The organism is Enterovirga sp. CN4-39 (assembly GCF_049446235.1).
Lineage (GTDB): Bacteria > Pseudomonadota > Alphaproteobacteria > Rhizobiales > Beijerinckiaceae > Enterovirga.
On sequence record NZ_JBMSEF010000002.1, the window covers coordinates 177,858 to 196,980 of the forward strand.

General features: G+C 66.8%; 15 protein-coding genes, 2 tRNA genes and 1 other RNA gene. 11 read left to right on the forward strand and 7 right to left on the reverse strand.

Annotation, left to right across the window (positions count from 1 at the left end):
• Window positions 1–196: 196 nt before the first annotated feature.
• The 3 genes from ACO2SS_RS04590 to ACO2SS_RS04600 are packed head-to-tail and all read right to left on the reverse strand — an operon-like array spanning window position 197 to window position 3,345.
• Window positions 197–1,018 (reverse strand): SOS response-associated peptidase, encoded by an 822-nt coding sequence (locus tag ACO2SS_RS04590; RefSeq protein WP_423276409.1) that lies wholly within the window; start codon window positions 1,016–1,018, stop codon window positions 197–199.
• Window positions 1,019–1,025: 7 nt separating this feature from the next.
• Window positions 1,026–1,247 (reverse strand): hypothetical protein, encoded by a 222-nt coding sequence (locus ACO2SS_RS04595; protein ID WP_423276411.1) that lies wholly within the window; start codon window positions 1,245–1,247, stop codon window positions 1,026–1,028.
• A gap of 46 nt (window positions 1,248–1,293) precedes the next feature.
• Complete coding sequence (locus ACO2SS_RS04600; protein ID WP_423276412.1) at window positions 1,294–3,345, reverse strand: ATP-binding protein; 2,052 nt, start codon at window positions 3,343–3,345, stop codon at window positions 1,294–1,296.
• Between the two features lie 412 nt (window positions 3,346–3,757).
• Here ACO2SS_RS04600 and ACO2SS_RS04605 point away from each other — a divergent pair, with 412 nt between their 5' ends.
• From ACO2SS_RS04605 to ACO2SS_RS04630, 6 genes are all read left to right on the forward strand, one after another.
• Window positions 3,758–4,264 (forward strand): hypothetical protein, encoded by a 507-nt coding sequence (locus ACO2SS_RS04605; protein WP_423276413.1) that lies wholly within the window; start codon window positions 3,758–3,760, stop codon window positions 4,262–4,264.
• Between the two features lie 1,184 nt (window positions 4,265–5,448).
• Window positions 5,449–6,216: an alpha/beta fold hydrolase gene (locus ACO2SS_RS04610; protein WP_423276414.1), complete on the forward strand. Its 768-nt coding sequence runs from the start codon at window positions 5,449–5,451 to the stop codon at window positions 6,214–6,216.
• A 188-nt stretch (window positions 6,217–6,404) separates the two neighbouring features.
• Complete coding sequence (locus ACO2SS_RS04615) at window positions 6,405–7,316, forward strand: alpha/beta fold hydrolase (protein WP_423276415.1); 912 nt, start codon at window positions 6,405–6,407, stop codon at window positions 7,314–7,316.
• Entirely contained in the window at window positions 7,316–8,131 is an 816-nt protein-coding gene (locus ACO2SS_RS04620; RefSeq protein WP_423276416.1) for an alpha/beta fold hydrolase, read from the forward strand. The genes ACO2SS_RS04615 and ACO2SS_RS04620 overlap by 1 nt, the downstream gene beginning before the upstream one ends.
• Window positions 8,132–8,277: 146 nt before the next feature.
• The gene (locus ACO2SS_RS04625; RefSeq protein ID WP_423276417.1) at window positions 8,278–9,891 is read left to right on the forward strand and encodes a GMC family oxidoreductase; all 1,614 of its coding nucleotides are present in this window, start codon (window positions 8,278–8,280) and stop codon (window positions 9,889–9,891) included.
• A gap of 130 nt (window positions 9,892–10,021) precedes the next feature.
• Window positions 10,022–12,859 carry a phosphoenolpyruvate carboxylase gene (locus ACO2SS_RS04630; RefSeq protein WP_423276418.1) on the forward strand — a complete coding sequence of 946 codons (2,838 nt, stop codon included), beginning with the start codon at window positions 10,022–10,024 and terminating at the stop codon, window positions 12,857–12,859.
• Between the two features lie 37 nt (window positions 12,860–12,896).
• Here the strand turns inward: ACO2SS_RS04630 and ACO2SS_RS04635 are convergent, their stop codons facing one another.
• Window positions 12,897–13,904 (reverse strand): LLM class flavin-dependent oxidoreductase, encoded by a 1,008-nt coding sequence (locus ACO2SS_RS04635; RefSeq protein WP_423276419.1) that lies wholly within the window; start codon window positions 13,902–13,904, stop codon window positions 12,897–12,899.
• 251 nt (window positions 13,905–14,155) lie between these two features.
• On the opposite strand from ACO2SS_RS04635, the gene ACO2SS_RS04640 reads away from it, so the two are divergent.
• The 3 genes from ACO2SS_RS04640 (at window position 14,156) to ACO2SS_RS04650 (ending at window position 16,633) form a co-directional block, all read left to right on the forward strand.
• A complete protein-coding gene (locus ACO2SS_RS04640; protein ID WP_423276420.1) occupies window positions 14,156–14,335 on the forward strand; it encodes a Flp family type IVb pilin in 180 nt (59 codons plus the stop codon).
• Window positions 14,336–14,600: 265 nt separating this feature from the next.
• Window positions 14,601–16,379: an SLC13 family permease gene (locus ACO2SS_RS04645; protein ID WP_423276421.1), complete on the forward strand. Its 1,779-nt coding sequence runs from the start codon at window positions 14,601–14,603 to the stop codon at window positions 16,377–16,379.
• A gap of 89 nt (window positions 16,380–16,468) precedes the next feature.
• Window positions 16,469–16,633: a hypothetical protein gene (locus tag ACO2SS_RS04650; protein ID WP_423276422.1), complete on the forward strand. Its 165-nt coding sequence runs from the start codon at window positions 16,469–16,471 to the stop codon at window positions 16,631–16,633.
• A 44-nt stretch (window positions 16,634–16,677) separates the two neighbouring features.
• Here the strand turns inward: ACO2SS_RS04650 and ACO2SS_RS04655 are convergent, their stop codons facing one another.
• Complete coding sequence (locus tag ACO2SS_RS04655) at window positions 16,678–17,265, reverse strand: hypothetical protein (protein ID WP_423276423.1); 588 nt, start codon at window positions 17,263–17,265, stop codon at window positions 16,678–16,680.
• A 480-nt stretch (window positions 17,266–17,745) separates the two neighbouring features.
• Here ACO2SS_RS04655 and ACO2SS_RS04660 point away from each other — a divergent pair, with 480 nt between their 5' ends.
• Both ACO2SS_RS04660 and ssrA read left to right on the forward strand, forming a co-directional pair.
• The gene (locus ACO2SS_RS04660; protein ID WP_423276424.1) at window positions 17,746–18,504 is read left to right on the forward strand and encodes a pentapeptide repeat-containing protein; all 759 of its coding nucleotides are present in this window, start codon (window positions 17,746–17,748) and stop codon (window positions 18,502–18,504) included.
• Between the two features lie 15 nt (window positions 18,505–18,519).
• Window positions 18,520–18,841, forward strand: a transfer-messenger RNA (tmRNA) gene (gene ssrA, locus ACO2SS_RS04665).
• A 41-nt stretch (window positions 18,842–18,882) separates the two neighbouring features.
• On the opposite strand, the gene ACO2SS_RS04670 is transcribed toward ssrA, so the two are convergent.
• Both ACO2SS_RS04670 and ACO2SS_RS04675 read right to left on the reverse strand, forming a co-directional pair.
• Window positions 18,883–18,959: transfer RNA gene (locus tag ACO2SS_RS04670), tRNA-OTHER, on the reverse strand.
• 76 nt (window positions 18,960–19,035) lie between these two features.
• Window positions 19,036–19,105 (reverse strand) — tRNA-OTHER (locus ACO2SS_RS04675).
• Window positions 19,106–19,123 lie beyond the last annotated feature (18 nt).

The window sequence follows — 19,123 nt, forward strand, 5'->3', positions numbered from 1 at the left end:
GGATTAGTGGCGCAGGGCAGTTCGGACGGCTAAGCAGCTTCGTACTCCGCTAGATCTAGCGGAGTACGTTCTAGCCCTGTTCGGAGCGTAGACCTCAGCGCAACTGCTTGCACACCTTGTTCACTTGAGCGAACTCGGTCACTCAAGCGCTCAGAATACACTCTCGTTCATGAACCGTGAGATTGCGGATCATGCGTTAGCTTGCCAGCGTCCCTGCCTGATCAGACTCGGCTTTTACGCAGTAGACTCGACTTATACGCAGTTGCACAGAATTCGCCGGCTTCGTGTCGGCTTCCGGGCTGTTCGCGTTCGCGACCTCATCGCCGCCCGGCTCCGGCCAAGGCAGGTCGGGGATTGGGTCGAGCAGATCGCGTCGGTCGTTCTTTGGCGAGTTCACGTCGCGGGACACAGGCCACATTCGCATCTTCTCGGCCGCGTACGGCTTCAGCAGGTCGCGCGGGCCGTCATCGGTAAGCCAGCGGTCACGGTCAGCCGGCGCGACGACGACGGGCATACGGTCGTGCAGCTTGCCGACGAGCTCGTTGGCCTCCGTCGTCACGATCGTGAAGGTGCGCTGCCACTCGCCGCTGTCCGGGTCCTTCCAGTTCTCCCAGAGGCCTGCCAGCGTGAACGGCTCTCCGTCCGCCATGCCGATGGCGTAGGGCTGCTTGGCTGCTCCCATCTTCCGCCACTCGTAGAAGCCGTCGACGGGGACGAGGCAGCGCCGCTTCTTGCCGTAAGCGGCCTTGAACGCCGACGCGGTCGCGACGGTCTCCGCCCGGGCGTTGATCATCTTCCAGGCAATCTTCCGGTCTTTGGCCCAGGACGGGATCAGGCCCCAGCGCAGCAGGTCGAGGCTCTTCTCGCCCGTCTTGGGGTCCATTCGGCCGACGAGGAAGTCCTGGCTGGGTGCACCATTGTAGTGCGGCGGGGAGTTCGGGATCGGGCGCTCGGGCTCGCCGCCGACGACGCGCGTGTAGAGCGTCGGGTCGGCCGCCTGGACAACGCGTCCGCACATGCCTGGGCTACCGCGTCGAGCCGACCGTCGCCTCGGGTTTCGCCTGCTCGTTCACCTCGCCCTTGTGGAACATGCCGTAGCCGAGGAAGGCGCCGGCCACGAGCAGGCCGAGAACGAAGATCAGGCCGTAGCCGGAGGTCGCTCGACGACCCGTCCCCGCATAGGGCGTCGCCCGGCCGTCATCGCGGACCGCGTACTCACCGCTCAATCTCTTGCCGCCCATCGTCATCGTTCGCTCCCCGTTCGGCAAGTGAACGAGATCACGACAGGTCGGTTCACGGAACGGCGGCACTACCCCCCGGTCCCCGGGCCGTTGCCCGCCACAGGATGCGCGACAGCTGGTCGACGGAATAGGGCTTCTGCAGGAGCTCAAACCCATGCCGGCCCTCTTCCGCGAGGACGTGGCTGTAGCCGGAAGTCAGGATGATCGGGATGCCGGGATGGCGCTCGCGAATAACCTGAGCCATCTCCAACCCACTCATACCTGGCATGACCACGTCCGAGAATACGACATCGAATTCCTCCGGCGCACGTGCCAGGTGCTCCAACGCTTGTCGGGCATCGAACGCCCACGTCGAAACGAACCCGAGGTCCGCCAGGGCGTCCGTCGCCGAGCGCCCAACGCCATCGTTGTCTTCGACGACGAGCACTCGGATTCCCTGCCCGCGGCTTGGCTGACCCGTGGCGTCGCCGGTCGCTGGAACTTGATCGACCTCCGCCGCTGTCTCGGGCAGATACAATGAGAATGTGGTGCCAAAGCCGACGCGACTGGTGACATCGACATCGCCGCCGGATTGCTTGGCGAAGCCATAGACCTGGGACAGTCCCAACCCGGTTCCTCGGCCAATCTCCTTCGTCGTGAAGAACGGCTCGAAGATCTGCCTGAGCGTCTCGGGACGGATGCCGGCGCCAGTGTCCGTGAGCGTGATCCTCGCGAAAGGTCCCGCGGCTCCCGAGTGTCGGCGGATCGGTGGCAGCGGCAGCCCGCAGGAGAGCCGGAGCGTGAGCGTCCCCTCGCCGTTCATCGCATCCCGAGCGTTCACGGCCATGTTGACCAGCGCGGTCTCGAACTGGCTGCGATCCGCGCGGATGAAGCACGGTTCCGAGGCGATCTCGGTGACGATGCGCACCCGGCCTCCCATCACCGTGTCGATCATGTCGGCGACGCGCCGGAGCGCGTCGGCGACCTCGAACACTTCGGGCTTCAGCGATTGCCGTCGCGCGAAGGCGAGAAGCTGCGCCGTGAGCTTCGTCGCGCGGTCGACGGTGTCGGAGATGGCATCCATGTACCGCTTACGGCGTGCCTCAGGGAGATCCGGTCGTTTCAGAAGGTCGAAAGAGGACCTGATGACCGTGAGCAGGTTGTTGAAATCATGCGCCACGCCGCCGGTGAGCTGACCGACCGCTTCGAGCTTTTGTGACTGGCGAACGACCTCCTGCGCATCGCGAAGATCGGCCTCTGCAGTCAATCGGGCGCTGATGTCGTGGGCGTGGTGGAATGCGCCGATGATCCGTCCGGTCTCGTCCCGCAGGGGCGTATAGGTGATCTCCCAACTGGGTTGGCCGTATTCGGGCCGTCCGAAAACCTCCTCCACCTTGAATGCCTCGCCGGCCAGCGCACGCCCCATGTTCTTGCGCATGACGGCTGCCTGTTCCGGGATGAATAGGTCGGGAAACACGTCGCCGATCTTCGTCAGAAAGCCGTTGACCCGCTCAAACTCGTCGTTGTGCGCCTTGTTGAAGGCGATCAGGCGGTACTCGATGTCGAACACGCAGATCGGCGCCGTGTCGGACTGCACGATATTCTCGTAGAGCCGCAGCTTCGCCGTGCTGGTCGCGACGCGAAGGTTCGCGTCGAGATGGAAGCCGATGAGCTCGGCGAACATCCTGAACATACCGACAGTCTCAGGCGTGTTGACCCGAGCCGGTTGTGGGTCGATGGCGCAGAGCGTTCCCCAGAAGCGCCCGTTCGGCAGAAGGATCGGCATCGAGACGTAGCTCTGGAAGCCGTACATGGCGGGCGTGTGATGCTTGCAGAAGCCGCCGTCTTCCGCGACGTGGTCGATGACGACCTCGGTGCCGCTCTGCCGGATCTCATGGCAGATCGTGGTCTCGACCTTGAGCTCTCCACCTGGCTTCAGACCGAACGCGATATCGTCCTTGACGGCGCAAGCGACCCAGCGCTCCTCCGTTACACGCGCGACCGCCGCGAAGCCCATGCCCGTCGTCCGGCAGATCACCTCCAGGATCGTCGGCACGGCCGCGATGCCCTCAACGGCCCCGACATCCGCCTCAAAGTCGCCGGGCCTGGAAGGGCTCAAGCTCATTCGGACGCTTCCTCCTCGCTGGCGCGCGCCGAGATCCGAGCCCGCCTTATGTTCTGAATAGCACCGAGGACTGGGGTCCGCACTCCGACCTGTTGAAGCGTGATGCCTCCGGATAAACCGCTTCGTCAAACCGCTTCGTCAGACCGCTCGCACTTTGGGGATCTCGTCCCGGCGCGTGCGCAAGCTGCCGCTCCCGTAGGTCTCGCCATCGAGGTGCAGCAGGTTGAACGTGAACAGTACCGCTGTCGGCGCGGCGCCCTTGGCTCGCGGTCGCGCGCTTCCGCGATCCGATACTGGAACCGGGTGCTCCGGGGAGCGATGGGCGGCAGAGATTTAACCAGATTGGGCGTGGCCGGCGCCGTGGGAAGCACTCGGGGTGTAGAAGCGGGCCGGAACGCTGACGTGGACGTCCATGCCGTTTCTCGTGTTCTTGATCTTCGTCGTGGTGGGGCCATCCATCGGCGTTCTCGTGCTCGTCCTGGAGACATTCGTGGGAGCGTGGACGGGGCTGATTCCTCAAGCAGGTCCCCTTGGACCTTGGCGCGTTCCATCGTCTTCTGAGATCGGGGTTCTGGTGGCCGCCGCGTATGCCTTCGGCGGGGCACAGGCGCTCCTCACCAGCCTTGTTGCAACCCTGACATTCGGGTTTTCGGACTACACGCGAGTCAGCCTTCGAGCCGTGATGGTCACGGCAGCGCTCGCGGGCGGTTGCCTAATGCTGCTCGTTTGGGGACCAATTTCCTGGGGGATAGCGGCCGCGTTGATGGTCGTGCACCTCGGCGCGGCGCTCGGATGCTGGCTGATCGCGACCGGCCTGATCAAGGCCGTCGGGGGACCGGCTTCACCGCCCCCTAATCACGACGCCTACGATGCCGCCGCGTGCGCGATCTACAAGGGTGGGGTCGCTCGGCGAGCATAGGGCGGCTAATCGCGCCAGGCGAGCGGCACCGCCTCCAGCATGTGCACCCGACCGGCGTTCTGGGGCGTCACGGCCGGGTGCAGGTCTGCGAGGGTACGTGTAACCGCTTCGCTAACGCGGGATCCTCTTGGAGAAGCGACTACGCTCGGTACACACGCGGTGCGCAGTTCGCTTCAGGTGGCCCAGAAGGGGGCTCAATCGGTCGGATCATTGTTGGCGCGGGACAGCGCCAGTCGGATCTTTGGTGGCGCAGAGTCGCGAACCATCTGGCACGAGGGCGTTTAAGCCGTTGAGACCACAGGTTCGCTAGTCGGAACTTTTGTGGCAGACGACACCTCTTCTAAGAAAATCAGCAGCTTAAGACGCCGTCGGATCCGGCTCTGTTTGCCGTTCTGCGCCGGCCTGCCGATGCGTCGACCGAGCGTCGGACGCGGTGTCACTGCCTGACGTCTCCGCTTCCCGGCGAGCGATCGAACCTTTCCCGGCCTGCACAAGCAAACGTGAACAGGTCCGCCTTGGGTTGGCCACCCTGCCTTGAGACGGTGGCGAATCAGACGCCGCAAGGCGCGGAGAGGCACCATGTGCTTCGTGAGAGGCGATCCAAGGACGGCCGACTACACGGTCCGGTTTCTCGTGCGCGCGAGCGTTTTCCGCGCCGCGAATGACAACGTACAGCCCGCCCGGCTGTGGCAGGGTGCCCTTCCGGACGAACATGCCTGGTCGAGGTCGTTGACTGTCGCATACGGCCTGGGCCCGGGGAGAGCAGCAACGGCCGCGCTTGCGACTGCGGCCGTCTCCGGAAGCGTATGGCTCGCGATCAGCTTCTTTCAGGTGATTGCCGGCGTGTTCGGGTAACGCCTGTTCGGCCCTGCGAGCCGGGCCTGTTCTTGCGGAGAACAGCGAGGCCGCGGCGAGGAGGGCAACCGTGTGCCCGCCCGGTGGCCCTCGTCCAAGGCAGGGCTCGGTTCAGGCCGTTGCGTTGAGCGAGCGACCGCTCCTCCGGGCTTCCGCTCCTTGCTGCTCGAGGAGCGAGCCCACCAAGGCAGCCGTACGCTCCCAAACCTCCGTATGCTTCGAAAAGACCAAGTCCTGTCCCGGCCAAGCCTAGGTTCGGTGTCTCCCGGCGGTCGCGGCCGATAGCTTCGATGGCGAGATCGAAGCCCCCAAACCGCAGGAGAGACACGATGTTGAGCCGCAGAGACCTGTCGTCCATGCTCGCGCTCGGAGCTGCCGCTTCCCTGGTCCCGGCCGGCCTTCGCGCCCAGGGCGCGGCCCGGGCCCGCAACATCGTCCTAGTCCACGGTCTCTTTGCCGATGGGTCGTGCTGGTCCGAGGTGATCGCCCGGCTGCAGCCCGAGGGCTACAATGTCACCGCCGTGCAGAACCCGCTGACGACGCTCGACGAGGCGGTGCAGTCGGCGATCCGCGTGCTCGACCGGCAGGATGGCCCGACCGTGCTCGTCGGGCACTCGTTCTCCGGGATGATCGTCACCCAAGCCGGCCTCCATCCGAAGGTGGCCTCGCTCGTCTATGTCGCGGCCCGCGCGCCGGATGCCGGAGAGGACTACACGGCGCTGGCCAAGACCTATCCGACGCCGCCCGCATCCGCCGGCATCGTCTTCGACGGCGACGAGGGCCGGCTCACCGAGGAGGCGTTCCTGCGCGATTTCGCCGGGGACCTGCCCAGGGCGAAGGCCAAGGTGCTCTATGCCGTGCAGGAGCCGTTCCACAAGGCGCTCCTGGAGGGCAAGGTCACACAGGCCGCATGGCGGTCGAAGCCGTCCTTCTACGCCGTCTCGACGGAGGACCGGACGATCAATCCCGATCTCGAACGCTTCATGGCCAAGCGCATGGGCGCGAAGACCATCGAGCTGAGGTCGAGCCACCTCTCCATGATCTCGCATCCCGACGCGATCACGCAGCTCATCGTCGAGGCCTCTCGGGTGGGCTGAGCCAAGTCCGGCCTGAGCCAAGTCGGGCCCGAGATCCGGGCCCATGCGGCTCTGCCGGCTTCGCGCTCACGTCGTACCGGCAGAGACCGCAGGTTTCATTCGAAACGCGATCGTTCAGCCTTGAAGCGCGCCGGACACGGCATCCGGCGAAATCCGTCCAGTCATGTCCCGGCGCAACGGAGATCAAGATGAACGGCGACTACACCCCGCGCCTACGCCATCAGATCGCTGTCGGGGACAGCGTCCTGGCTGTCGTGGAGGAAGGGCGGGGCCCGGCGGTCGTGCTCGGCCAGAGCTATCTCTGGGACTGGCGGATGTGGCAGCCGCAGATGCAGGCCCTCGCGTCGCGCTGCCGGGTCATCGTCCCCGAATTGTGGGGGCATGGCGATTCCGGCCCGCTGCCCTCGGGCACCGCTTCGCTGGCCGACGTGGCGGCCCAGATGCTCGAAATGCTCGACCAGCTCGAGATTGACCGCTGCGTCATCGTCGGGTGCTCGGTCGGTGGAATGTGGGGTGCGCATCTCGCCGCCCGCGCCCCGGAGCGGGTCGCCGGCCTCGTGCTGATGAACACCTCTCTCGGAAAAGAGCCGGAACCCAAGCGTCTCTACTACGCCGCGATGCTCGACCAGATCGAGGCGGAGGGACGGATCGGAGACGGCCTCATGGCCGCGATCACGCCGCTCTTCTTCGCGCAGGGCATCGAGCAGCGTGCCCCCTACCTGCCGCAGTGCTTGCGCGAGCGGCTCCGCCGTTTCAGTCCCGGCAGGCTGCGCCAGTCGGTCGTGCCGCTCGGGCGCCTGATCTTCGATCGCCCCGATGCGCTTGGCGTGCTGGCTGGCATCAAAGCGCCGACGCTGATCCTCGCCGGAGCGAACGACCAGGGCAGGCCGCCGGACGAGAGCCGCATCATGGCGGACCTGTTCCCGGCCGAACTGGTGGTGATCCAGGGCGCCGGACACAGCGCCGGGCTCGAGCGGCCGGAGGAGGTCAACGCCGCACTGCTGGCCTTCCTGGACGAGATCGGCTGGGGAGCCACGCCACCCCTTCAGAACCCACAACGCGCGGCCGTGTCGCGCCACTCGGCGCGACGGTCCGCGTGATGAGCGCGCGGAGGATCGCCACCTCGCACGGTCGCCTGATGGTGGAGGATACGGGTGGAAGCGGAACGCCGCTCCTGCTGATTCACGGGAATTCCTCCTCTCGCGAGGTGTTCCGTCGCCAGGTCGAGGGCGGGCTCGCGCACGGGTGCCGGCTGATCACCTTCGATCTGCCGGGCCATGGCGAATCCGAAGATGCGGCCGAACCCCTCGGCACCTACACGCTCGGAGGGTTGGCCGATGCGGCCACTCAAGTCCTGGACATCCTGGGCTTGGATAAAGTCGTCGTGCTGGGCTGGTCGCTCGGCGGTCACGTTGCGATCGAGATGCTGTCCCGCATCCGGGGGATCAGGGGGCTCGTCATCATTGGCGCCCCGCCGGTCCGCCGGGGTGGGATGGCGGAAGGCTTCCTCTCCTCGCCCCATCTCCGTTCGGCCGGTCGCAGGCATCTGTCTCGTCCCGAGGTCGAGGCATTCGGGCAGGCGGTCTTCGGCAAGCCGGTCGAGCCTTTTCTCTCTCGCGCGATCGTCCGGTCCGATGGGCGGTGCCGGGAGCGGCTCTTCCAGGCCGCGCGCACGGGCGAAGGTGTCGACCAGCGTCTTGCGGTGGAGAGGAGCTCGGTTCCGATCGCCGTGATCAACGGCGCAGCCGATCCGCTGATCAACCTCGACTACATCGACACCGTGACCTTCCCGAAGCTGTGGAACGGCCGCTGCCACCGGCTCGACGCCGGCCATGCCCCGTTCTGGCACGCCGCGACGGAGTTCAACCTCCTCGTCTCCCGCTTCATGGCGGACGTGATGGAAGGCGCCGCCTAGGCGAGCGCCCCCGACCGTCCCGGAGCCCCGCGCCAGATCAGCGCGCGCCGTCGGCCTCGCCTCGGGTGCGGCTCCCGGCGCCGGCGCGGCCCCTCAAACACACGCGTCGCGACTTCGAAAGCCGCTTGCAGAAGGACATCTCGATCATGACCCAATTCGTTTCCGAAGATCCGGACTTCTCGCGCCGCGCGCAGGAGAACCAGGCGCGGCTCACCGCCGGGCTGAGCGCAAGCTACGATTTCGTCGTGTGCGGCGCCGGCGCGTCCGGGTCCGTTGTCGCGCGTCGGCTCGCCGAGGATCCGGCCGCCCGGGTGCTGCTGATCGAGGCGGGCGGCAGTGACGACGTGGAAGCGGTCCTGAACCCGTCCCTCTGGCCCACGAATCTGGGCAGCGAACGCGATTGGGGATTCCAGGCGCAGCCGAACCCTCACCTGAACGGACGGACACTTCCGATGTCAATGGGCAAGGGACTCGGAGGGGGATCCAGCATCAACGTGACGGTCTGGGCGCACGGACACCGCACCGACTGGGACTTCTTCGCCGCCGAGGCGGGCGACCCAGGCTGGGGCTATGACAGCGTCCTCCAGATCTACCGCCGGATCGAGAACTGGCAGGGCGCGCCCGACCCGAGACACCGCGGAACGTCGGGGCCCGTCTGGGTGCAGCCCGCATCCGATCCGAACCCCATCGCCGGGGCAATGCTCGATGCCGCCCAGGAACTCGGCATCCCGCGCTTCGATCATCCCAACGGGGAGATGATGGAAGGGCAGGGCGGTGCCGCGATCACGGACATTCTGGTCCGCGACGGTCGCCGGCATTCGCTCTTCCGGGCCTATGTCCGTCCCTGGCTGGATCGTCCGAACCTGACGGTCCTAACCGGGACGACGGTGCGCCGCGTTGTGTTCGAGGGCCGGCGCGCGATCGGCGTCGAGGTGCTTCGCGAAGGCGAGATCCTGACCATCGGCGCCAGCGAGCAGGTTGTCCTCTCCCTCGGTGCGATGCAGACGCCAAAGGTGCTGATGCATTCAGGGATCGGGGATCGTGCCGAGCTCACCCGCTTCGGCATCCCGGTGGTGCAGCACCTGCCGGGCGTCGGACGGAATCTCCAGGACCACGTCTCGTTCGGCTGTCTCTGGGAGTACGCGGAGCCGATCGCGCCGCGGAACAGCGGAAGCGAGGCGACCCTCTACTGGACGAGCCGTCCCGAACTCGACGCACCCGACGTCCTGTTCTGCCAGGTGGAGTTTCCGGTTCCCAGCGAGCGGACCGCAGCCCGAGGGGTGCCGGCGCATGGCTGGACGATGTTTGCCGGTCTCGCGCACCCGGCGAGCCGCGGCTGCCTCCGGCTTCAAAGCGCCGATCCCTCGGCGCCGCTGGAGATTGACGCGAACATGATGTCCGATCCTGCCGACATGCAGACGGCTCTTGCCTGCGTCGAGCTGTGCCGCAGCCTGGGCAACGCAGCCGCTTTCCGGCCCTTTGTGAAAGGCGAGACCATGCCGGGCGACCTTCGTGGAAACGCCCTGAAGGAGTTCATCCGGGACGCCGCCGTCACGTACTGGCACCAGAGCTGCACGGCCAAGATGGGGCGGGATTCCATGTCGGTCGTCGATGCCTCGCTCAAGGTCTACGGCGTGGACGCTCTGCGCGTTGCGGACGCCTCGATCATGCCGCGGGTGACGACCGGAAACACCCAGGCGCCCTGCGCGATCATCGGCGAGCGGGCGGCACAGATGATCAGGCGCGAGCAGACGTCGTAATCGTCCACGAGCAGGTCCCGGCGGCGCGGTAAGCCGCGGCGACGCGGGCGAGCGAGGTGAACCGACGCCTCGTTCGCGATCGGTGCCGCTGGCGGTACGGTGATTGCTTCGGTGTTTCCGAGGGGCGCCCATGACCGATCCGCACCACGAGGCCGACAGCCGGCAGACGGATCCCGCAGCGCTCGCTGCCGAGATCGAGGCAGCGCTCGCGACCGCCCGGGAAGGCGCGAAGGAGGATCCGTTCGGAAACCCGATCCTCTGGGTCGCCCTTTGGCTTACCCGCCGCATGGACCGCGGTGAGATCGACGATGCGGAAGCGCTCGGCGTGATCCGTCATCTCGGGCGGGAGGCCCTGGCTGAGCGGGCGGCACGGCTGAGGAGCTATGTCGGTCTGGACGGCGATCCGGGCGCTCCCCTGGCGCGAGTGGCGGCCCTCGTCGCCGAGGCGTGCCCCGAGGATACGGACGGCTTCGCCCGCTTTGCCGCGACGGTCCAGCGCACAAGCTTCGCGGCCGTATTCACGGCGCACCCGACCTTCGGCATGCGCCGTGATCTCGCGCAAAGGATCGCCGAGGCGGCGACTGCGCCGGATCCCGCCGGGGATTTCGAGCCGGACGGTGATGGCGGATTGTCGTTCCGGCCCGACACCGCCATCACGCTCCACGACGAGTTCGAGCAGGCGCGATATGCCGTCCGGCACGCGCGCGACGCGATCGACAGCCTGAACGAGGCTCTGTTGCGAGAGGCGCGCGAGCGCTGGCCCACAAGCTGGCAGGCCCTCGCGCCGCGACCTGTCGCGCTCGGGTCGTGGGTCGGCTGCGACACGGACGGCCGCACCGATATCGGCTGGTGGGACACGCTGCGATACCGCCTCGAATCCAAGCGTGGGCAATTCAGCCGGATCCTGGAGAAACTCCCGCCCGGCGCCAACACGGCTGAAATCCGCTCGTTGGTGGAACAGGCTCTTGCAGCCGTCGAGCGGCAGGTCGCGCTCGCGCCGCCGACAGGCTCGGAGCCGAGCGTCGAGGACTTGCGGGCCTTCTCCCTGGCGCTTGTGCATGGGCGGGAGACGGCACTGCCGGATGCCTCCGGTCTTCTGGCTCTGCTCGACGGCGCCATAGATCGGGCCGCGGATGATGAAGAGCGGATGCCGCTCTGCCTGATCCGGGCCGGCTGCAAGGCGCATGGCGTCTCGATCGCGTTGCCGCATTTCCGGCTCAACGCCTCGCAGATCCACAACGCTCTGCGCGGCATGATCTCGCTCGACGGCGATCCGACCCAGCCGGCCCAGCGGCGCGCCTACCTCGCCGCCATGAATTCCGCCCTCGAGCGGGTGGAGACGGTCCCGGTCGATTTCGGTGCGCTTGCAGCCGAGCGGGCGTCCGCGACCCGCATGCTGATGACGATCGCCCAGATCCTCAAACATCTCGACGGCTCGCGTCCGGTCCGGTTCCTGATCGCCGAGACGGAGACCGGCTACACGCTTCTGTCGGCGCTCTGGCTCGCCAGCCGGTTCGGCATTGCCGACCGGCTCGAGATCTCGCCGCTCTTCGAGACCTCCGAGGCCCTGGAGCAGGGGCCGCGGATCATCGACGAGGCGCTACGCAGCCCGCACTGGCGCAGCTACCTGCGCCGGCAGGGCCGGCTCTGCATCCAGTTCGGCTACTCGGATTCCGGCCGCTATATCGGGCAGGTCGCGGCGACCTACTGGGTCGAGCGGCTGCGACTGCGCATCTGCGAGCTGATGGCCCAATACGGCCTGCAGGATGTGGAACTCGTCCTGTTCGACACGCACGGGGAATCGCCCGGCCGCGGCGCCCATCCGGGGAGCCTCGCCGACCGCCTTCTCTATCTGTCGCCGCCGCACAGCGAGGAACTCTTCGCGAAGGCCGGCATCCGGATCGCCCGCGAAACGAGTTTCCAGGGCACGGACGGCTATGCCCTGTTCGGCACCCGGCCGCTCGCGACGGCGACGATTGCGCGGATCGCCGAGCAGGTTCTCGCGCCGGCTCCGACGGACCGTGATCCGATCTACGACGAGCCGGATTTCGCCACCGAGTTCTTCCAGACGCTGCGCCAGGAGATGGTCGCGCTCGTCGACGATCCCGGTTACGCGGCGCTCATCGGTACATTCGGGCCGGCTCTCCTCGACAAGACGGGCTCGCGCCCGGTGGCGCGCCAGGCAGAGGGAGCGGGGCCGGCGAGGCTCCGGCACCCCCGCGAATTGCGGGCCATTCCGAACAACGCGATCCTCCACCAGCTCGGCTGGCTCGCCAACAGCTTCCACGGCATCGGCCACGGCGCAGCGCGGGCGCCCGAGTTGTTCGAAACCATGCGGTCGCGCTCCGATCGCTTCGAGCGGGCCTATCGCCTGGCCGAGTACGCGATGTCCTGCAGCGACCTGGACGTGATCCGCGCCTATGTGGACACGCTTGATCCCGGGACCTGGTACGACCGGGCCAGGCGGACGGGTCGGGACCAGCGCCGCGACGAACTCCTTGGTGTCGCCGACGCGCTCGAGCGACTTGACCTCGCACCCGCCCTGCGTCGGCTATTCGGACGGCTCGTGGCGGATCGGCTCAGGCTCAAGGGCGTGGCGGGCAATCTGCCCGAGATGCCGGCGCGACTTGCGGCCCTGCATGCCCTGAGGCTCGCGATCATTCACCGGATCTGGCTGTCTGCGACGCACGTCCCGGATTTCCGGCCGCAGGCAGGGCTCAGCCGCTCGGCGCTCCTGGAGCGCATCCTTCGCCTCGACATCCCGGGCTCGCTGGACCTCCTCGCGGAAACGTTCCCGCTCCGGCCCGATCCCACCGAGGGTGTCGATTTCGGCGAGCCGCCCGGGCCCCGGGAGGGCGGCACCTACGGGCCGCTGCATCGGGACCTGTTCGAACCGATGCGGCGATCCTTCGACCTCGTGCGGGAGATCACGGGCGCCATCCAGCACGAGGTCGGTGCGTTCGGCTGAACCCGAAAGCGAGGTCGAGCCGCCCCGCGTTCGGATGCTACGGGGCGGCGCCGGCCGGGGCGAGCTGCTCCCTCACGCCCGCCAGGAGATCGTAAGACCGCAACCTCGCCTCGTGGTCGAATATGGCCGATGCCACCATGATCTCGTCGACGCCCGTCTCGGCGACGAAGCGCTGGAGACCATCCCGCACCCGCTCCGGGGATCCCACAAAGGACCGGGACAGCATGGCGGAGGCCTGTGCCTTCTCGGCCGGCGACCAGTAGGATTCGATGTCGTCGATGGGTGGAGGCAACTGGCCCCTCGTGCCGCGCACCAGGTTCGTGAAGCTCTGCTGGGGCGAGGTGAAGAGCCGGCGAGCCTCCTCGTCGGTATCCGCCACGACCACGTTCACGCCTGCCATGACATAAGGCCGTTCGAGCTGTGCCGAGGGCTCGAACCGCTCGCGATAGACCCGGATAGCCGGGAGCAGCGCCTCGGGGGCGAAATGCGAGGCGAAGGCGTAGGGCAAGCCGAGCATGGCCGCGAGCTGCGCGCCAAACAGGCTGGAGCCGAGGATCCAGAGGGGGACGTTCGAATCCGCCCCTGGGACGGCCCTGATGACCTGGTCCGGCTGGACGGGGCCAAGCAGCGCCTGCAACTCGAGCACATCCTGAGGGAACCGGTCCGCTGCGGAAGGATCCCGCCGCAGTGCCCGCAGCGTCCTCCCATCGGTGCCGGGAGCCCGGCCGAGGCCGAGGTCGATGCGGCCGGGGTATAGCGCTTCGAGGGTCCCGAACTGCTCCGCAATGACGAGCGGCGCGTGGTTCGGCAGCATGATGCCACCCGACCCGACCCGGATGGTGCTGGTCCCGCCCGCGAGGTAGCCGATGACGACCGACGTCGCCGCGCTCGCGATGCCGATCATGTTGTGGTGCTCGGCGACCCAGAAGCGCTTGTATCCGCGCGCCTCCGCCAGGCGGGCCAGAGAGAGCGAATTCCGCAGCGCGGCACCGGGCGACGAGCCCTGGGGAACCGGTGCGAGATCAAGAACGGAGAAGGAGATCATGGCGATCCATGGCGAGCGGGGCCGGCTTGTCCGGAGTCCAGACACACATGAGGCTGTTTCGTGCGCTTGCAACCCGGCCCCGGACATGGCCAGCACGTTCCGTCACGCAAGGCCTGCCTCCGTATCCCGGCCGGTCTTCGGCGGACTGAGCAGAATTAGCATCTGCCCCGCAAGCCGTTCGTAACCCTTCCGCTTAAGCAATCGTCCAGGCTTGGCTGCCATGGTCTCGGAGCCTTTTCGGAGACCAGACCATGGCAAAGCTAAGCAGGATCACGAAGACCTTCGTCCGCGACGACTCGGGCGCGACCGCGATCGAGTACGGGCTCATCGCCGCCCTCATCGCCGTCGTCATCATCGGTGCGCTCTCGACGATCGGTACGAACCTCAACACCGCGTTCAATACGATCGGAACGTCCCTGGGGACTCGCTGACGCGTTGAGGCGGCTGAGCCGCCGCAGCTCTCATGCGCCGTCGAGGGTACCGGCCTCGGCGGCGCGTGCGCTCCCTGCAGGCCCTGCACGGAGGAGCGCCGCGACCAGGATGAGGTCGTCTCCGGTATTCGCTCGATCACGGCCCGGGTTCGTCGCGCTTTCGGCAAATAGACCGGCGTAACCGGGGGCCTCGCCCGACTCCGGAACTCGGAGGCGGGCTCGTGCTTTCGTTGGCGCGGGCGATCGGTCCGCCACTCCGGGCGCGATGACCACCCCCCAAATTCTTGCCGTTTCGATCCTCGTCGCCATGATGGGGCTCTTCCTGTGGGGGAGGTTCCGCTACGACCTAGTCGGGGCGCTGGCCCTGCTGGCCGCACTGGCCGCCGGTATCGTGAGCCCGAAGGAAGCCTTCTCGGGTTTCAGCGACGACATCGTCATCATCGTCGCGAGCGCGCTGGTCGTCAGCGCAGCGGTGGGCCGTTCCGGCGTCATGGAGCATGCGCTGCGCCAGGTCGCGCCCTATGCCCGAACGACGCGCTCCCAGGTCGTCGTGCTGGTCGGCACGGTGACGGTCCTGTCGGCCATCATCAAGAATATCGGCGCGCTCGCGATGCTCATCCCGGTCGCGTTCCAGATCGCTCGGCGCAGCGGCAAGTCCCCGTCGGTGTTTCTGATGCCCATGTCCTTCGGCGCGTTGCTTGGAGGCATCATCACGCTGATCGGAACCTCGCCCAACATCATCGTCTCCCGCGTCCGCGGCGAGATCGTGGGCGAGCCGTTCAAGATGTTCGACTTCGCTCCGGTGGGCCTTGGCCTTGCCGCGGCGGGCGTCGCGTTCCTGGCGTTCGGGTACAGATTGCTCCCGCGGGACCGGCGCGGGGCAGCGACGCTCGACGAGGCGCTCGACATCAAGGACTACATCACCGAGGCGGCCATTCCCGAAGGCTCGCCGCTCGCAGGGCAGACGGTCTCCGATCTCAAGCGCCTGGCCGAGGGCGACGTCACTGTCACGACGATCGTCCGCAACAACACCCAGAGCCTTTCGCCCCTGCCGGACGCGACGCTGAAGGCGGGGGACATCGTGCTCCTCGAGGGGGAGCCGGACGCGCTCGAACGTGTGGTGGCGCGGGCCGAGTTGAAGTTGGAGGCTGAGCGCCGAGCGGTCGAGGCCGCGGATCCCTCGCACGAAATCGGCGTGGTCGAGGCCGTCATCGGCCCGAACTCGCTCCTGATCGGGCATTCCGCTCGACGCCTGGCCGTGCACGAGCGCTTCCAGCTCAACATCCTGGCCGTCAGCCGCTCGAACAAGCGCTTCACCGAGCGGCTTCGGGACATCAGGCTCCGCGCCGGCGACGTGCTGGTGCTGCAGGGCGATCTGGACATCGTTCCCGAGCGGATGCGCGAACTCGGGCTGCTGCCGCTCGCCGAGCGGGCCTTGCAACTCGGGAGTGCACGCCGGGCCTGGCTGACCGTCGCCATCGTGGCAGCAACGGTGGTGCTCCTGGCCTTCAGTGTCGTGCCGGTCGCCGTCGCGTTCTTCGGCGCCGCCGCCTTCCTGATCCTGTTCGGAGCCCTGCCCATCCGGGAGGCCTACGACTCGATCGAGTGGCCAATCCTGGTCATGCTGGCGACGCTGATCCCGGTCAGCGATGCCTTGCGGACTACCGGGACCACAGACTTGCTCTCGGGATGGCTGACCCATGTGGCGGGTGGCCTACCTCCCTGGGGCGCGCTCACCCTGATCCTCATGGCGGCGATGGCGGTGACGCCCTTCCTCAACAACGCCGCAACCGTGCTGGTCATGGCGCCGATCGCGGCGGGTTTCGCGACCGGGCTCGGCTTTAAACCCGACGCTTTTCTCATGGCGGTCGCGATCGGCGCCGCCTGCGATTTCCTCACGCCGATCGGGCACCAGTGCAACACGCTCGTGATGGGCCCCGGAGGCTACAAGTTCGGCGATTATGCGCGGCTCGGGCTGCCGCTCTCGATCATCGTGATCGCCGTCGGAGTGCCGCTCATCCTTGCAGTCTGGCCGATACACTGACGAGGGCTGCGGGCCGGCAGGAGAGCCGCATTAACCAGCTGTTAAGCCTGACGTAGACGCGAGCATTGCAGGGCTGTTTACTTGATGTCGTGAAGTGGACGGAACAGAATTTCCACCCCGACGAGGGTAGCGCGGCAGCCGATCCGCTTGGCTGGACCCTCGCCATGGGGCTCTGCAACATCCTGATCGCCGCGACGATCCTCGGCTGTATTCTGTTCGTCGCGATCGAGAATGGGATCTTTCATCTGTACTGATCGGCCCGAAGCAACGCGGCACGGCCTCTCGCATTCCAGCCCGCTCAGCGGCAGCGTGTGTAGACCTGAGTTCCCCGCTCGCTCGCCCAGGTGAGCTTGTCTCCCGCCAGGGCCAGCCGGATCTGCGCGTTCCAACTCTCGCCCGGGCCGCTGCACGCGGCACTGACCAGCCAGCGCAGGCCGTTCTGTTCCGTCCGCCTGAACGTGCACGATGCCGATCCCGCTTTCGCCCCGCGCTCGTCGAGCGTGAGCGGCAGGTAGGCCGTCCGATTGCGCTGGGAACATGCCGCGGGATGAGGAGCCCACCTGCCCCCAAGTGCGCGAAACGTGGGCAAAGGCTGCTGGGCGGTGGCAGCCACCGGGCTATCGGCGCCCGGCTCAGCGGGCCTTCCGCTCTCCCGCTCCCCCTCGATCGGCACCTTCTCGTCTATCAGGCTGGCGAGGCTGAACAGAATGCTCGGCAGAGGCTTCTGCTCCTGAAGATCTAGCCCATCGACGCCCGAGTCTGCCGCTGCGAACGCGGGCTGCCCCGTCCCGGCGAGTTCCTCCTCGGACGCCTCGCCAATCTGGAGAGGGGTCGACCAGATGTCGGGTGCCTGTTCGCGGCCCATCACGTCCGGCGCGGCGTTCATGACCCGATCGATCGGCAGAGAGATCTGCCGACGCGGGAGGGGAGCCATTGCCTGGGCGGCGTGCACCTCGATCGTCGGCGAAACTGAAGCGGCGCCAGGCGTTCTACCTTCGTCCGGGGCGACAAAGATGAAGGCCAGTCCGGCGCAGAGCAGCAGTGACGAGCCGCCGAACGACGCCCTCTGCGACCGGATGCGCCTTGCTCTTGCGAGAGGATACTCGAACTTACGCATACGCCGATCCGAGCCTCGCATCGGCTCCTTGGCCACAAACTTGTGGTTAAGGAAGATTAACGAAGATTAGGAATTGCGGCAAGGATTGACAGATTCCGGTCCGCGGTTCGCGAATCGGCCGTGGGAGCGTAGCTCCCCCTGCCGTCGCCCAGTCCCAGCGTTGGCCCCCCAGCTCCGACGGGGTTCGTGGTATGATGCGGAAGGCGCTCCATCCGACGTCCGGGGCGCCGCAGAGATGTGAGACCGGACATGGTTCAGCCCTCATCGGCGGTTTATGTCGCGGCCCTGATTGCGGCCCTCGTCATGGGCTCCGGTCCGGCCGCTGCGGATTGCAGGTCCGCCCCGGAGCCGAAGGTGGACTGGAAGGGCTGCAGCAAGACCTCGCTCCTCCTCGATCGGACGGACCTCTCCGGGGCCACGATGCCCAATGCGATGCTCACGTCGACGACCCTTGAAGGCGCAAGCCTCAAAGGGGCCAAGATGGGCGAAACCGAGCTGAGCTTCGCTCGACTCGATGGCGCGGATCTCTCGAATGCCGATCTCTCGCGGGCAGTCGGCTGGCGCACTTCCTTCAAGGGCGCGAACCTCACGCAGGCGAGCCTGGAGATGGCGCAGATGAGCCGCGCCAATTTCGAGAAGGCCAAGCTTGCGGGTGCGAACTTCCTGAAATCGGAGATGAACCGATCCGATTTCGAGGGCGCGGACCTGACCGGCGCCCGAATGTCCCGGGCGGAGTTGGCACGGGTGGACCTCACGAAGGCCGCACTGGGACAGGCGGATTTCAGCTACTCCAACCTGTCCCGCGCGCGGCTCGACGGTGCACATCTCGACGGCGCCAAGTTCACCGGCACGTATCTCTATCGTGCACAGCTTGGGGGCGCGGATCTCACAAAGTCGAGCGGTTTGACCCAGGCCCAGATCGACCTCGCCTGCGGAACTCCTCAGACCAAGCTTCCCGCGGGGCTGACCGCCCCGAAGCATTGGCCGTGCAACACCGAGGACGACTGAAACTCCGCTTCGGGCACCCTTGGCGCAGGGCGCCGGGTCGCCTATATTCAGGAGGTCGGGGCAACCCGGCTATGATCGTAGAGGCAGAGTGGAATAGGCGTTTAGGACGCGGGTTCAATTCCCGCCGCCTCCACCAGGAGCGCATGGGTTCGTGCGTTCCTGACGGGGGCGACTTGGGTTCGACTAGGCGCGGTAAAGGCTAGGCTGCGATTGGGCTGAGCTACGGCCCTGATAGTGCAAATTCACAAATGCCAACGACAACGTTGACATGGGTGAGGTTCGCCTCGCGGCGTAACCATCCGGGGCTCGGGAAAGCCTAGCAACAGAAACGGCGCCTTCGGGCGCCGTTCCCATTTGGGGTCGATGCTTCTTGAAAACTGGAGGCCCGGCCCTGGATTTGAACCAGGGCTGCAGAACGTTGCACCGCTCGTGAGTAGCCACTCCTCCACCGGGCCGCAGGACCGGTGTAGCGCAGTGTCTCACAAGAAAAGGTTATCAGAACGACTTCAACCCGCCCGAGCGTCGGCGGATTGGTGGAACCAGAGCGGAGTCGAACCGCCCACCTCTTCTTACGAAGCGCTCTGCCTTGAGCTATGGCCCCGTGCCCGCCCGGGAGCAC

What these genes read in the sequence shown, in the direction of transcription:
- ACO2SS_RS04590 (WP_423276409.1), bottom strand. Translation starts at nt 1,018, where the DNA reads ATGTGCGGACGCGTTGTCCAGGCGGCCGACCCGACGCTCTACACGCGC.
- ACO2SS_RS04595 (WP_423276411.1), bottom strand. Translation starts at nt 1,247, where the DNA reads ATGACGATGGGCGGCAAGAGATTGAGCGGTGAGTACGCGGTCCGCGAT.
- ACO2SS_RS04600 (WP_423276412.1), bottom strand. Translation starts at nt 3,345, where the DNA reads ATGAGCTTGAGCCCTTCCAGGCCCGGCGACTTTGAGGCGGATGTCGGG.
- ACO2SS_RS04605 (WP_423276413.1), top strand. Translation starts at nt 3,758, where the DNA reads ATGCCGTTTCTCGTGTTCTTGATCTTCGTCGTGGTGGGGCCATCCATC.
- ACO2SS_RS04610 (WP_423276414.1), top strand. Translation starts at nt 5,449, where the DNA reads ATGTTGAGCCGCAGAGACCTGTCGTCCATGCTCGCGCTCGGAGCTGCC.
- ACO2SS_RS04615 (WP_423276415.1), top strand. Translation starts at nt 6,405, where the DNA reads ATGAACGGCGACTACACCCCGCGCCTACGCCATCAGATCGCTGTCGGG.
- ACO2SS_RS04620 (WP_423276416.1), top strand. Translation starts at nt 7,316, where the DNA reads ATGAGCGCGCGGAGGATCGCCACCTCGCACGGTCGCCTGATGGTGGAG.
- ACO2SS_RS04625 (WP_423276417.1), top strand. Translation starts at nt 8,278, where the DNA reads ATGACCCAATTCGTTTCCGAAGATCCGGACTTCTCGCGCCGCGCGCAG.
- ACO2SS_RS04630 (WP_423276418.1), top strand. Translation starts at nt 10,022, where the DNA reads ATGACCGATCCGCACCACGAGGCCGACAGCCGGCAGACGGATCCCGCA.
- ACO2SS_RS04635 (WP_423276419.1), bottom strand. Translation starts at nt 13,904, where the DNA reads ATGATCTCCTTCTCCGTTCTTGATCTCGCACCGGTTCCCCAGGGCTCG.
- ACO2SS_RS04640 (WP_423276420.1), top strand. Translation starts at nt 14,156, where the DNA reads ATGGCAAAGCTAAGCAGGATCACGAAGACCTTCGTCCGCGACGACTCG.
- ACO2SS_RS04645 (WP_423276421.1), top strand. Translation starts at nt 14,601, where the DNA reads ATGACCACCCCCCAAATTCTTGCCGTTTCGATCCTCGTCGCCATGATG.
- ACO2SS_RS04655 (WP_423276423.1), bottom strand. Translation starts at nt 17,265, where the DNA reads ATGAACGCCGCGCCGGACGTGATGGGCCGCGAACAGGCACCCGACATC.
- ACO2SS_RS04660 (WP_423276424.1), top strand. Translation starts at nt 17,746, where the DNA reads ATGGTTCAGCCCTCATCGGCGGTTTATGTCGCGGCCCTGATTGCGGCC.